The sequence below is a fragment of the Sulfitobacter sp. PM12 genome (assembly GCF_045586035.1).
Taxonomy (GTDB): domain Bacteria; phylum Pseudomonadota; class Alphaproteobacteria; order Rhodobacterales; family Rhodobacteraceae; genus Sulfitobacter; species Sulfitobacter pontiacus.
The window spans coordinates 313,155-327,796 of the sequence record NZ_CP151529.1; the positions used below are offsets into that span (position 1 = coordinate 313,155).

General features: G+C 58.6%; 10 protein-coding genes. 1 reads left to right on the plus strand and 9 read right to left on the minus strand.

Annotation, left to right across the window (positions count from 1 at the left end; genetic code table 11):
- Window positions 1-3: 3 nt before the first annotated feature.
- The 3 genes from AADW22_RS01475 to AADW22_RS01485 are packed head-to-tail and all read right to left on the minus strand — an operon-like array spanning window position 4 to window position 3,345.
- Window positions 4-2,088: an MlaD family protein gene (locus tag AADW22_RS01475; RefSeq protein ID WP_235183731.1), complete on the minus strand. Its 2,085-nt coding sequence runs from the start codon at window positions 2,086-2,088 to the stop codon at window positions 4-6.
- On the minus strand, window positions 2,081-2,686 hold the full coding sequence (locus AADW22_RS01480) for a paraquat-inducible protein A (RefSeq protein ID WP_009825638.1): 606 nt from the start codon (window positions 2,684-2,686) through the stop codon (window positions 2,081-2,083). Before AADW22_RS01480 ends, AADW22_RS01475 begins: the two co-directional genes overlap by 8 nt.
- 11 nt (window positions 2,687-2,697) lie before the next feature.
- Window positions 2,698-3,345, minus strand: a complete 648-nt coding sequence (locus AADW22_RS01485) for a paraquat-inducible protein A (protein ID WP_005850602.1) — start codon at window positions 3,343-3,345, stop codon at window positions 2,698-2,700.
- A 166-nt stretch (window positions 3,346-3,511) separates the two neighbouring features.
- Between AADW22_RS01485 and AADW22_RS01490 the strand changes: the two genes are divergently transcribed.
- A complete protein-coding gene (locus AADW22_RS01490; protein ID WP_064217270.1) occupies window positions 3,512-4,072 on the plus strand; it encodes a type 1 glutamine amidotransferase domain-containing protein in 561 nt (186 codons plus the stop codon).
- A gap of 66 nt (window positions 4,073-4,138) precedes the next feature.
- Here AADW22_RS01490 and AADW22_RS01495 read toward each other — a convergent pair whose 3' ends face one another.
- The 6 genes from AADW22_RS01495 to AADW22_RS01520 all read right to left on the minus strand — a co-directional run bounded on the left by AADW22_RS01495 (window position 4,139) and on the right by AADW22_RS01520 (window position 14,563).
- A complete protein-coding gene (locus AADW22_RS01495) occupies window positions 4,139-5,113 on the minus strand; it encodes a C45 family autoproteolytic acyltransferase/hydolase (RefSeq protein ID WP_037965586.1) in 975 nt (324 codons plus the stop codon).
- Between the two features lie 18 nt (window positions 5,114-5,131).
- Window positions 5,132-6,592 (minus strand): biotin carboxylase, encoded by a 1,461-nt coding sequence (locus tag AADW22_RS01500; RefSeq protein WP_005850608.1) that lies wholly within the window; start codon window positions 6,590-6,592, stop codon window positions 5,132-5,134.
- A 23-nt stretch (window positions 6,593-6,615) separates the two neighbouring features.
- Window positions 6,616-9,354 (minus strand): aminotransferase class I/II-fold pyridoxal phosphate-dependent enzyme, encoded by a 2,739-nt coding sequence (locus AADW22_RS01505; protein ID WP_005850610.1) that lies wholly within the window; start codon window positions 9,352-9,354, stop codon window positions 6,616-6,618.
- Between the two features lie 83 nt (window positions 9,355-9,437).
- Window positions 9,438-10,544: a carbon-nitrogen hydrolase family protein gene (locus AADW22_RS01510; RefSeq protein ID WP_009825643.1), complete on the minus strand. Its 1,107-nt coding sequence runs from the start codon at window positions 10,542-10,544 to the stop codon at window positions 9,438-9,440.
- A gap of 167 nt (window positions 10,545-10,711) precedes the next feature.
- Window positions 10,712-13,480: a TRAP transporter permease gene (locus AADW22_RS01515; protein ID WP_407474103.1), complete on the minus strand. Its 2,769-nt coding sequence runs from the start codon at window positions 13,478-13,480 to the stop codon at window positions 10,712-10,714.
- Between the two features lie 123 nt (window positions 13,481-13,603).
- On the minus strand, window positions 13,604-14,563 hold the full coding sequence (locus tag AADW22_RS01520) for a TAXI family TRAP transporter solute-binding subunit (protein ID WP_005850616.1): 960 nt from the start codon (window positions 14,561-14,563) through the stop codon (window positions 13,604-13,606).
- Window positions 14,564-14,642: the final 79 nt, after the last annotated feature.

The window sequence follows — 14,642 nt, forward strand, 5'->3', positions numbered from 1 at the left end:
ATTTTACCGTCCCAGCAACAATGAATTGGGGTTACGTTCAATGGTGCGCGCCAAGGATGCAAGCGCATCGGCTGCTTTTTGGATATCACGCATGGTTTCTTGTGCGGTACGGCTGATCTGATCACCCTTGTTGTACCCTTCAATTGTACGCTCTGCCTGCGTGAACAGGGTCGACAGACGGTTCACGATCTGTGGCAGGTCTTGTGCCGACACCGCGATATTATCCGCCGCGTTACGCGCGGATGCCAGCGTCTGGTTCACGTTCTCGACCGCGCCGCCTTCGCGCAGTTCCTGCAGCGTATAGTTCAGCTCGTCCAAGGCGTTTTTCAGCGATCCGGGCAGCGCCACGGCGTCCGGCGTACCAATCACCTGATCGGCAGAGCGGGTCAGCGCGGTCAACTCGTCCACCAGCTGTTGCAGTTCCAACTCGCTTGCCTTGGCAGCGACGGCCTGCATCTCTTCGACCAGTTCGGGCACGCCCTCGGTCGAGGTGCTGAAGGATGTGGCGGCTTCCGAGACGGAGTCGACCGCATCCAGCAGACGTTTCGCCATCTGCTCTTCCTCGAGTGTCGCGACCAGCGTCTCGACACGCAGCAGCGTGGCGTTCAGCGATACGGGGATATTCTGCACCGAGTCCGACGATACCAGCCCCGTGACCTCGTTGATCAACGTGCGGACATCGCGCGGGGTCTGTTGCAGCTCGTCACTGCCAACAAAAGCCTGTAGCGAATTCATCAGACCGATGGCGCTGTTCAACAGCTCTTCGATGGGCAGGTTGTTGATGCGGCTAAAGACACCTTCGACGGTGGCAGCGGCATCTGATGTTTCGTTCTTGGTCGTTGGCATAACAGGGAAGTTTTCGCCCGCGGCCACCAGACGCCCGCTTGGCGCGTCTTCGACCACCACCAGTTCAACCTTCAGACCACCGGTCAACAGGCTGGCAGAGGCAAGCCGCGCGCGCAGACCGTTCACAACACGGTCTTGCAAGAACGCCAGCGCGCTTTCGGCAGATACATCCCCCGGCAGGCCAAGCCGCGCGGGCTGGATGGCCAGCGTCACGTTCAACCGCACGCGGCTGTCACCAAACTGGTCGTAATCCACGATACCGGCAAGGGAGTCGACCTCGCCGATGTTCAGACCGCTCAGCTCGACAGGGGCGCCGACGGCCAGTCCGGAGACGTTTTCATCAAAGATCACGTTGATCAGCAGCGGCTCGACTTCCGAGGCGTTGAAAACCGCGCTGCGGGCGTCTTCCTTGCTTGGGAAAATGTCGAATACGGTGCCGTCTTGCACGCGGTCGCCGCCGGAAACGAATGTATCAAACGTCACCCCGCCCCCGATAAGCGTCGCAATGGACTGAAAGTCGATCTCGGCACCACCTGGCCCAAGGGAGAGGCTGAAACCAGAGCTGTCCCAGAAGCGTGTGCTGCTGTTGATCAGGTTGCGGTGCTCTTCGTAAATCAGCGCCTCTACGATGGCAAAGTTCCCGCGTGGGGCGATCTCTGCCTTGCCCAAACGGCCAACCTCGATCCCACGATACAGGATCGGGGCATCATCGGTCAGGGTGCCGTTGCCGACGGTGCGAAAGGCGATTTGCAGACCGGATTGCCCGGCGCGGATCAGCGGTGGCGAATCCGACCCGACGAACCGTTCGGCAAAATCGCCTACTTCGTCATTCCAGCTGCCCTCGATATAGACGCCGCTGAGCACCGTACCCAACCCCGAGATCCCCTGCGCCGAAACCTCGGGCTGGACGATCCAGAAGGACGCGCTGGCGTCGATAAAGGGGGCCACATTCTTGTCCACGCGGATCGACGCGACGACCTTGCCCAGACCGGTGGTAAAGCCGACTTCCTCGACCCGGCCAACGGTCACGTCACGGTAACGCAATTCGGTCTCGCCCGCCTTGATGCCGGCGCCTTTGTCAAATTCGACAAAAATCACCGGACCGCGGGAATTATAGCTGCTGAACGCAACGCCCAAAGCCGCAACCAACGCCAGGATCGGAATGATCCAGACGATCGACGCGCCGCTCAGGAACAGTTTGCGCGCGGATTTAACCTTAACCTCGGGTGGCGTGTCAGACATGTTGATCGGGATCCCCATCGAAAGCATTCGTGTCCCAGATCAGTCTGGAGTCGAAGGCCTGTGCAGAAAGCATGGTAAAAATGACCGACAAGGCGAAGAACATGCTCGCAGGGCCGGGGTTAATGGTCGCAAGGGTTTTGAGTTGCACCAGCGACGAAAGGATCGCAACCACAAAGATATCGATCATAGACCAGCGGCCGATATACTCGACAATTTCATACATCACATGGCGCGACCGATGTGCCGCGGCATTACGCGTCTTAACGCTGACCGCCAGATAAGCGATTGCCCAGAACTTGGCCAGCGGGATCGCGACCGACGCGAGCAGGATGATAAAGGCAATACCGTAAGAGCCGTGATGCGCCAGTTCGACCGCACCGCCGACGATGGTGCTTTCATCCACCTGAAACAGGGTCCGCGTTTTCAGCATCGGGTACATATTGGCGGGGATATAGCACATCAGCCCCACGACCCAGAACGCCCAGACCCGCTGCATACTGCCAAAGTCACGCGACAGCATCTTGTGGCCGCAGCGTTGGCAGACAGGCGTGCCGATAGGCCACGCACGGGTACACCGTGTGCAGGCCACCAACCCCATTTCGCGGGCGCTTAGGATTTTTTGGGATTTTCCAGCGAATTCCATACCGACCATTTACACATGAATTTGTCCTGCGCCACAATCAGAACAACCAAACCACAAAACATCCAGAAAGCTGGCCCAAACCCCACAGTTGCCAGATCGGCAATCTTCACCAGCGCCACGGCACAGCCAAGCGCGAAAATCTCGGCCATCGACCACGGTTGCAACGCTTGCGACAGGCGGAACGCCTGCATTGCGTGGCGTGCGGGCGGCAGGTCCAGCACGATGGGGACCAGTACATAAAGCGTCAGCATCACCCGCGCCAAGGGCACCAGCATAATCAAGGCAGCCGTCGCCAGCGACAGCAGCAAAAGCGGCCCGCTGGAAAACGCCAGCGCCGCGTCCATCACAGAGACAGAGTTCTTGTTGCCCGCCGCATCAATATCCAGAAACGGAAAGAACGTCGCACCAAGGATCAGAACAAAGGTGGCAATGGCGATGGCAATGATCTTCAGCCCCGCCTTTTTGCGCGGTTCGATCAACACGGTATGGCACCGCTCGCACACCGCCTTCTCGCCGACCTTGGGCACCTTGAGGTGATACACGGCGTCGCATTGGGGGCAGACGATGATCTCCTCCAGATTGACGGATGGTGCAGGGTCGACGGTGTCTTTCATCCCCTTGGTATAAAGGAGATCACAAACCGTGTGTATCGAATTCTGGACACGAAAAGTTCATCCTCCACGTCGGCGGAATCCCGTCAATACAGGTTCCAGCGCTGGAACATTCGCGCAGTGTCTTTGTTGTGTCGGTGAAGATAGCGAAGATGAAAGGAGCTTTCTAATGACACAGATCACAGACGCGAAAATTCTGATCCTATCCACCAATGGTTTCGAGCAATCCGAGCTGGAGCGCCCGTTGAATGACCTCAAGGCCAAAGGGGCCACCGTGCATGTTGCCACCCCTGATGGCAAAGACATCAAGGGCTGGGACAAAGACGACTGGGGCAACACAGTTGCTGCCGACAAAGCCCTGTCGGATGTCACTGTTGATGACTATGACGCGATTGTCCTGCCCGGCGGTCAGATCAACCCCGACCTGCTGCGCGCCAACAAGGACGCCGTATCGCTGATCAAAAGCTTTGCTGACGCAGGCAAGACCGTTGCCGCGATCTGCCACGCCCCTTGGCTGCTGATCGAAGCAGGCATTATCAAAGGCCGCGCCGCAACCTCCTACGCCTCAATCGCGACGGATGTGAAAAACGCCGGTGCGCATTACGAGGACAGCGAAGTCGTCGTGGACCAAGGCATTATCACCAGCCGCTCCCCGGAAGATCTGGATGCGTTTATCGCCAAGATCGTCGAGGAAGTCGAAGAAGGTGAACACAACCGCAAAGCCGCTTGAATTAGGCTACAGCGAAACACAAAGGCGGGGTATGTGCCCCGCCTTTTTTCGTGTGCAGGGATAGAGTTACGCCACAACCCCCGGCATCAGGACGTTGCGCGACCCTTCCTCGAACGCGTCCAGCTTCTGATGCCAGACGGTTCCGGGCCAGCGATGCTCCATCTCGCGTTTGCGGGGGCGATAGACAGCGGTATAAAGCGTGCCGAAGCCTGCGTTGAACTGGTGCGAATAGAGCGGCGGTTTCAGGAACGTGTTGATGAATTTCTCTTCCGGATCACGGTGGAACCGCAACCGTTGCAGCAGATATCTCTCGCGTTCAACCGTCGCCGTAAAGCGCGCATGGCTGATCCATTCGACGTTCTCCTGATGGTTGGTCGCCACCGCCGCCTTGGTGATGATCGCAGGCCGATCCGGTGCCATCAGCGCCGTTAGATACTTGCGTTTGCGGTCCAGCACCGTGACGTTATAGCTCATGTGGGTCGGCACACGTGCCAGAATTTCGCCCGCTTGCTCGGCAGTCTCGCAGGTTTGCAGCACATAGCGCAGGATCAGCGGCACGCCAAAGCCCACCCCCACCACACGACGGCCCCCAAAGGTAAGCGATATAGACAGCCCCGCGTCGTTCACCCCGTCCACCAGCCCGAACAACCCGTCAGAGGTGCCCATCACGCGGCGCCCCTTCCAGCCGGTGTGCAGCACCAGACTGTCGAAAGCGTTGGTGTTATAGTCATAGTTGCGCACCATGACAGGTTCCTTGCCGCCCCAAACCGCCTGACTGCATCCCGACAGATAGGGCGGCGGGCAGTAAAAGCTCAGGAACCTTGCCGCCAGATCACCCCCGCCCGCCTGATCACATAGATCTTCGTACAGCGGGATGAGGTCGGGCATATGCGCCTTGAGCGCACGACGACATTCGGCATAGGTCGGGCGCGCGGGCTCGCCCTCCTTCAGCCACCATTTACGGTAGTGAGGCCAGTATTCGGCGAAAAGCCCGGCCCATTTGGGACCGGGCAATTCTTCTGAAATGGCACGCCACAGCATGTGCTGCCCTTTCGGTGCTTAGAGGATTTTGAACGCCGGATCAGACATCGCCGGACCCGCCTCTGCAACGGGCAGAGGACGACCGTTCACCGATTGCTTGATCCCGTGAATCCACTTTTTCGCGCGCTCATTCAACTGGAAAGACTTCGTCATCGACCGACCGCGGGTCACAAGGATGCCAATATCGGCCCCTTCATAGCGGTAATCACCCGGTTGCAGGATGCGCAGGAAGAACGCTTCGTTCTCGGATTCCACGGCGCGACGGTGATAATCGAAACGGTCGAACACAACGCGGCCATCTTCCAGCATCTTGTAAATGCCCGTTTCGGGCGCTTCGGTGCAGATATCGACGCTGTCTTCGGTATGTTTGATCACCATCTGGCTCCAACCGTCGATCATCTCGGGGTCGGCCCAACGGTTATTCAACTCTTCTACATCCAGATTGAACTTCTTCTTGCTGAATTCCAGCAGGTGGAACAGGAACAAGGGCGCATCCGCGTGGGCAAAGGCGGCGTGGTTTGTCATCGACGACGCGCCCGTGATGCGCGGGTTCAGCTCGCCCAGCCAGATGTCACCGGTCTTTTTGTCGATCAGGAAGTCGAGCTCGAAATAGCCGCGATAACCTTCCTTGCGCAGCTGTTCGCCGAACTTATAGGTCAGCTCGCGCGCTTTCTGACGGACCTTGGGCGGGAAAGCGGTCGACAGAATTTCATTGCCACACCAGCCCCCGCGATAGGGCGTCAGATCCTTGAAACCGACCAGTTCCGTCATCAAGGGGCCAACGATCGTGCCTTCTTTGGTGGCACAAGCCTCGATCGCGGAACCGCGGCAGTCGATCCGCTTCATGATCTTGATCTCGCCCTCGCCGACGATCTCGGATTCATGACGGCGGAAGTCTGCTTCGGACTTGATAAAGAACGTCGTGTGGCCACTGTCACCAAAGGCGGATTGCAGCACCAGATCATGGCCGATCCCGGCCTTCTCGCAGGTCTTCTTGAGGTCTTCGTAATCCTTGACCTCGGCCAGCACGTTCGGCACCGACGGCACACCGGCCTTGTTACCGATCCGCACGGTTTCGATCTTGTTGTCCATCTTTTGGCGCAGCTTGGCCTTGGGGAACCAGACATCCGCCCCCAGTTCTTTCGACAGGCGTTCGGTTTCCTCGTCGAACATCAGGAACACGAACTTGGGCTTGCCACCGCGCCGCTTGACGAAATCGATGACTTCTTTGTGCTGCAACAGATAGTTGTTGATGTCTTCGATGCTCTGGAATTCAGCGTGGGGCTGTTCCGAGGGGCAGAACACATTGGGGTGCTTGCCGCCGTAGCAGTCGATGTAGCAGATATACTTAAAGTTTTTCACCCACTCATCGAGACCAAGAAGGTTAAAGTTCGTGGCCGAGATAAAGTAAACAGGGTCTTCGTTACGGTGAAAGAACCGGCGAATTTCCGAGATATTCTTGAGAACAGTCGTTGTCATGATATTTGGTCCTTTGCTTAATCTTAGTCAGGTGAAGACGACAGGTTTTTCTTGCGCACCCGTTTCAGCGCCGCATCCGTAAAGACGCGCAGCCCCAGATCGGGGCGGTAACCGTGGATTTCGCTGACGTCCAAATTCCGCATGAACGACAGGATTTCCTGGCTTACCACCTGTCCGGGGACGAGGATGGGAAAGCCGGGGGGATAGGGGATGATAAAGCTGGCGGACACGACCGTCTGGTTGGCGTCCATCGCCTCTTTCAGCGTGCCGTTCAACTCTAGGTAATCGGTGTTCTTCTCGTCATAAGCGAGGAAGAACGCCGTGCGGATATCCCCTTCGGAGGTGACGTCGTCGTTGCGGAAGGCCTCGTGAAAGCGGCTGAAGTCCGGCAGCGGCGGGTAGTTCTCCATCAGGTTGGCGACGCGGTTGTCGAAAGACCGACGCTCCATCTTGCTGGCGTCATCCAGACGGTCATCCAGCGATTTCGCGATCTCGACCAGCACCTCGATCAGATAGGCGACGCTGGACCGCGTGGTGCCGATATTGGTCATGAACAAGACCGTGTTGCGCGAGGTCTTGTTGATCTGGATGCCGTATTTATCCATCAGGATATCGGTCTTGAACGTGTCACCGTCCCAGCCCGTCCCACCGACCAGCAGCGTCACGCGGCTGGCATCAAGGACGAACTGGTCTTTCTCCCAGCAGTCCCACATATCGGTCCAGCCCTGTTCCTGATGGTAATAGCTGGTCACCCCGCTTTCGCGGTATTCCTCGGGGATCATGTCGCCCGCTGTCAGCACCTTGAAGTATTTGCTCAGCAGCGGGTGGTCTGCAATCGCACGACGCATGGACAAAGCGGCCTCGATCTGGCGCTGCACGAATTCGAAGCCTTCAAGCTCTACCTGTCGTCGCCCCACATCAAGCGAGGCGATGATCTGGTAGTTCGGCGAGGTCGAGGTATGGGTCATATAGGCTTCGTGAAAGCTTTGTTCGACCTCGCCCTTAAAGTCCTGATCATTCACGTGAATCATCGATCCCTGCCGCAGGGAGGTCAGCGTTTTATGGGTCGATTGCGTGGTATAGACCCGCACCCTCGAATCCGGCGCAGGGATCAAACGCGTGTTCAGCAGCGTCTCGTCGTCGGCATCCTTCAGTTCAGCCTGTTGCTTTTCATAGGCGATGCGGTGGTCGTCCGACTTGAACCGCGCGCGCAGGGTATTGGCTGCGTTCATGCCCGTACGTTGGCGATAGGTCGGGTTGAAACGGGCAAAAGCGAACCACGCCTCGTCCCACAGGAAAATGAGGTCGGGCTTGATCGCCAGACATTCCTCCATCACCCGTTCGACGTTATAGACCAGCCCGTCAAAGGTACAGTTTGTCAGCAGCAACATGCGCACCTGATCCAGCTTGCCCGCGGCCTTGAGCGCCAGAAGCTGATGCTTGATTTCGCGCAGGGGCACGGCACCGTACATCGAATATTCATTCAGCGGATAGCTATCAAGATAGCACACCTGCGCCCCCGCCAGCACCATCCCGTAGTGGTGGGATTTGTGGCAATCGCGGTCGACCAGCACGATGTCACCGGGGCGCACCAGAGCCTGCACCACGATCTTGTTGCAGGTCGAAGTGCCATTGGTGGCGAAGAACGTCTGCTTGGACCCGAAGGCGCGACTGGCCAGTTCTTGCGCCTCTTTGATCGGCCCGTGTGGTTCAAGCAAGCTGTCCAGTCCGCCCGAGGTGGCAGAGGTTTCGGCCAAAAAGATGTTCGGCCCGTAGAACGCGCCCATGTCCTGAATCCAATGCGACCGCGTGATCGACTTGCCGCGGCTGATCGGCATCGCGTGGAAAACGCCCGTGGGCTGTTTGGAATATTCGACAAGCGCCGTGAAGAACGGCGATTTGTTCCGCGCCTGCACCCCGCGCAAAATGTTCAGATGCAGCTCCATAAAGTCTTCTTGGTTATAAAAGACCCGACGGCAGATCCCCAGATCCAGACCCGCGATATCCTCGACCGACCGTTCGGTCACCAGATAGGCGTCCAGTTCGGGGCGAACCTTGGCGATCATGCGGCAAAGTTCGGGGCCGTAGTTCTCGGGCTGGAGCTTGTCGATCTCTTCTTGCCCGCCGGCGCGGGCGAGGTAGCGCACCAGTATCGTCTCGTCCATCTTGGACTTGAGCGTCAGGCCCGGGCGCACCACGATGGCCTGGATATTATGGTTGAACAGCACCGCGATCAGCGCGTCTTCGATGGATTTGACCACCACGGCTTCGTAGTGGAACGGGTCTTCGGGGCGGCGCATCCGGCTGACGTTGGATTTCAGCCAGCGCTCTTGCTGGTCGTTCACATCATCAACGATCAGCACCTCGAAATACGGTTTGGTCAGCGCCCGCGCCTCGGGAGAGAGCATCGCCTCGTCGTCATGTTCGTCGTGATCGATGCTGTCGCGTTCCAGCGGGATGGTGCGACGGCGATAGGCCCCTGTTGTCAGCGCCCGCGTGATGCGGTTCACCGCAAAGGCCATGTCGTCAAAGCTGTTGTTATTCAGCATCCGTTGCAGGTGTTCGAACGCCGCCATGCCCGGAAAGGCCCAATAGGGTTCGATCAGCGACAGGGAGTCAAACAGCGCGGCGCATTTGCTGCGCAGGGCTTCGATTTCCTTGGCTGTGGTGGCGCGGGTCAGGCCGCTCGCCGCTTCACGCAGCGCGCTCCATCGGTCGGACCTCAGCTGAATTGCCGACGAATAATCGTTCATAGAATGCATCAATCGTACTCCGCTTTGGGCGGTCGACTGCTGCATCCCGGTGTCCGGCACTTTTGAAAAGCGCCGGACCTGAACGCCGCAGCCTAGCCGCTAGATGTCGGCCCGCTGCCCGGCAGATCACCGGGCTTTACGGGTGGATTTGGTGTCGCTGCAGCCGGAGCCACAGGTGTTTCGGCAGGGGCCGTGATATTGGCAGTCCCCGCCGTTGGATTTGGCAGCGGTTCGGGGGCAAAGCCCGGCTGAACCGCAGGTGTCGTTGTTTCATGCCCTTTGAACACGGGCGCGTCCGGTACCCGCTGCGCGGGCACATCGACGTGCAGACCGGCGCGGGTCCCCTGATGGGGCACCTCAAGCGGGCCAAGCGTGTTCAGATAGGCGTCCGTCCCGCTGGAACGGTCATAGATCGAGAAGTCGGTAGACCGGTCGCGGAAGGATTTAAGCACCTGCCCCAGACCCTTCATGCCGGTTTCGCGCTGACGACGCACCATCGACAGATCGACTTCGATCGGGAACATGTCTTCCTGACCGGCGGACTGGTGCAGGACCATCGATGTCGGATCGACGACCAGCGATTTACCGACGCCACCTGCGCCCAGACCGTTGACAGCAAAGACATAACACTGGAACTGCGCCGCGGTCGCGCGGGCAATCGCCAGCTCTGCGTCACGGTCGGTGGTGCCGGTCAGAACCGGTGTCAGCAGAACCTCGACGCCTTGGCTGGTCAACTGGCGCGTGGTTTCGGGGAACCACATGTCATAGCAGATCGACAAGCCGAAACGCCCGACTTCCGGCACGTCGAAAACACAGAATTCGGTGCCCGCCGCGATGCCGGATTCATAGGGCCGGAACGGGAACATCTTGGCGTAGCGGCGGATGATCTCGCCCTCGGGGTTGATAACAACGGCAGTGTTGTACACGCGCCCGTCCTCGGGGTTCTTGAGGAACATGGAGCCGGGGATCAGCCAGACACGGTGCTTGCGTGCAGCGGCCTGAAACACCTCGAGCGTTTCATTCTCGGGGGGCAATGCAAACCGGTCAAGCGGGCCAAAGGGGGCCAGCTCGGAAAACAGGACCATCTGGGTCCAGGGAAAACGCGCCATCAGGATGTCCAGTCGCTGGATCATGCCATCGACGTTGGACTCCAGCGCGTTGACGTACATCTGCACGCCTGCAATCGCAAAAGGTGTCATAACTTGTCACTCCGTCCAAACGGGCGGAAGGGGCCGGAAATACTCCGCCCATACGCCCAAGGTGACAAGTCCATACTCCCATTGTTGGGAATATTAAACACGTGACGTGATGGCGAACCCACCGTCATTTGCATGGCTTCTATGCGTAACATGCACAAACTAATCTGTTACACCACCGCTGCTTTGCGGGCCGCACGTGCATTGCGGCCCCGTTGCATGACGACCACGAGGGCCAGCAACAACAGCGCAGGGATAAACATCCAGTATTTACTTGGGGTTGCGACGGGTTTGAGCACGCGCAGCACCTCTTGGTCCCAATCCAGACCCGCCGATTGCGCGGCAGAGTTGTACAGAACGTCGTCGATGAACATCTGGTCGCCCTCGACACGGGTGATCACGCCGGCAGCCTCCAGCCGTTCTTCGCCCGTGGTGCCTTCGTTGATGGGCAGAAGGGCGACAAATTCGATCGGATCACCCAGATCATTGATACCCGCGACGCGCAGGCGCAGATCCTCTCCAAGCGGTGTGTCGGCCGCGGCCTGTACAATCTCGGCCGGTGCTTCTTCGGTATAGGGCGGAAAGACCATATCCATCCAGAAACCGGGCCGGAACAGGGTAAAGGCGATCAGCAAGAGGGCAATCGTCTCGTAGAAGCGGTTTCGCGCAAGGAACCAGCCCTGGGTCGCTGCTGCAAACAACAGCATCGCAAAGGTCGCGACAATGAAGACGAATATACCCTGCACCATCGTTACATCAATCAGCAGAAGTTCGGTGTTGAAGATGAACAGGAACGGCAGCGCCGCCGTCCGCAAGCTGTAGAAGAACGCGACGACACCGGTCTTGATCGGATCCCCACCGGACACAGCCGCGGCGGCAAAGCTCGCCAGCCCGACCGGAGGCGTCACATCAGCCATGATGCCAAAGTAGAATACGAACAGGTGCACGGCGATCAGCGGCACGATCAGACCGTTCTGCTGCCCCAGTGTCACAATGACAGGTGCCAGCAGGGCCGACACGACGATATAGTTCGCCGTTGTCGGCAACCCCATCCCAAGGATCAGCGACAGGATCGCGGTCAGGAACAGGATCGCAAGGATATTGCCGCCCGACAGAACCTCGACCACATCGGCAAGCGCCGACCCAACGCCGGTCTGGCTGACCACGCCCACGATGATACCGGCGGTCGCCGTGGCGATACCGATACCGATCATGTTGCGCGCCCCGACGACCAAGCCGTCGATCAGGTCACGCACCCCCGCAACCACATCATTGGCAAACTGGCTTTCGCCCCGGAAAATCGCCGTCAGCGGGCGCTGTGTCACGAGGATAAAGATCATGTAGGTCGTGGCCCAGAACGCCGACAGGCCAGGGGACAGACGATCCACCATCAAGGCCCAGACCAGCACGACAATCGGCAGGATAAAGTGCAGGCCCGACCGCACCGTTGGACCGGGCAAGGGCAGACGCGTTACCGGCTCGTTCGGATCATCCAGTACCAGCGGCTCTTCCTTCGACCCGATATACAGCAGACCGGCATAGACCGCGGTCAGCAAGGCAAAGATGATATAGCCCGCGCTGTTGGGGAAAGCAGGACGCAGCCAGCCCATGCCATAGTAGACAGCAAAGCTCAGCGCGCAGATGCAGGCGATGATAAAGGCGGACACCAGCAAGCGCTGCACAATCGGCTTGGGCGTATAGGGGCGTTCCAACCCGACCATACCGGCCTTCAGCGCTTCGAGGTGCACAATATACACCAGCGCGATGTAAGAGATCACCGCGGGCAGAAACGCGTGTTTCACCACATCGAAATAGGGGATGCCCACATATTCAACCATCAGGAACGCTGCGGCTCCCATGACGGGCGGCATGATCTGACCGTTGACCGAAGACGCAACCTCGACCGCGCCGGCCTTTTCAGAGCTGAACCCCACCTTTTTCATCAGCGGAATGGTAAATGTCCCCGTGGTCACGACGTTGGCGATAGAGGAGCCAGAGATCAGCCCCGTCATGGCAGAGGACACAACAGCAGCCTTCGCAGGCCCGCCTTTCATGTGGCCCATCATGCTGAAGGCGACCTGGATGAAATAGTTACCGGCACCGGCCTTATCCAGCAGCGCGCCGAACAGGACGAAGAGGAATACGAAAGACGTCGAGACACCAAGCGCGATGCCGAACACACCTTCGGTGGTGATCCACTGGTGGTTCACGATCTCGGAAAGCGAGTTGCCCTTATGCGCGATGATATCCGGCATCATCGGGCCCAAGACGTTATAGACAAGGAAGACCGACGCAACGATCATCAGCGCAGGCCCAAGGGCGCGGCGCGTTGCCTCTAGCAGGATCATGATGCCGATCACGAAAACAACCGTATCTTGCATGTTCGGTGCACCGACACGGCCCGAGATTTCGCGATAATACACAAACAGATACAACGCAGCCGCCGCGCCAACCAGCGCCAAGGCCCATTCCCACAAGGGGATACGGTCTTTGGGCGATCCAAGCACGACACATGCGACAATGACGATGGCGACCAGCGGGATCCACCAGGTCGGCGTGCCGTCTTTGGCCGCGACCATGAACAGATAGGCCAGCACGACGGGCACGATAATTCCCAGCCCCAGCTGCACCTTGGTGCGCGCGGCGGGGAAGGCGGCGATGCCAAGGAAGATAGCAAAGGCCAGGTGGATTGACCGGGCTTCGGTATCGTTAAAAACACCCCAGCCGAAAACAAAAGGAAGCGGGGAGGCGATCCACAGCTGGAACAGCGACCACGCCAGCGCGGTCAACGCCAGAAAGACGCCAACGCTACCGGTCGCTGACCTGCCGCCCGTGTCCGAAGACGCGACAAGTTCGTCCAGTTCGCTTTGGCTCAGCCCGCCTTTTCCGGCGGCTTCGGCTTCTACAGCGGCGGCTTGGTGTTGATCGTTCTGTGACATCTTCGTCCCCTTGGTGGCCCCGTATCAGGACAGGTGCACGTTTATTGTCGGTCGACTGCGGTCGTTGCCGCAGGATGCGAACGCGAGGCCCTCCTCGCATTCGCGAATGGTCAAGCGGCGGGCTTATTCAATCCAGCCACGCTCTTTGTAGTACTTCGCCGCACCATCATGCAGAGGGGCGGACAGACCGTCTTTGATCATCTCTTCTTCTTTGAGGTTCTCAAACGCGGGGTGCAGCTTTTTGAAGCGGTCAAAGTTGTCGAACACAGCTTTTACAACTTCGTACACGACTTCCTCGTCCACATCAGCGGAGGTCACAAAGGTCGCTTTCACGCCGAATGTCTTCACATCCGCGTCGGTGCCTTTGTACATGCCACCGGGGATGGTGGAGTATGCGTAGAAGGGGTTATCGGCGACCAGCTTGTCGATCGCTTCGCCTTCAACCGGCACCAGCTTGGCGTCAACGGTGGACACGGCTTCCTGGATCGACCCGTTGGGGTGGCCCACGGTATAGATGATCGCGTCGACCTTGTTATCGCCCAAAGCGGCGGCCTGTTCGGCTGGCTTCAGCTCGGATGCGAGCGCGAAGTCATCCATTGTCCAGCCTTTGGCGTCCAGAACGACTTCCATCGTGGCGCGCTGACCTGAACCGGGGTTGCCGACGTTGACGCGTTTGCCTTTCAGGTCGTCAAAGCTTTCGATGCCGGAATCGGCACGCGCGATGACGTTGAAGGGTTCGGCGTGTACGGAAAAGACCGCGCGCTCTTTGTCGAACTTGTCGCCTTCGAACTGCGAAGACCCGTTGTACGCGTGGAACTGCCAGTCGGACTGGGCAACACCCATGTCCATGTCACCCGCCTTGATGGCGTTGATGTTGGCGATGGAACCACCGGTGGACGGAGCGGTACATTTCAGGCCGGTTTTGGCGCTGTCACGGTTTACCAAGCGGCAGATCGACTGACCCACAACAAAGTAGACGCCGGTCTGGCCGCCGGTCCCGATGGTGATGAATTTCTCCTGCGCGGTGGCGGCGGTACCCGCGACCAGTGCAGAGGCGATGGCGATGGACTTGAAAATAGTCATTTGAAGTCTCCCAACTTAATTGTCTGAACACACGTCATTGATGCGCATGCTCTCCGTCATGGTTGAAATGAGCGCAGAT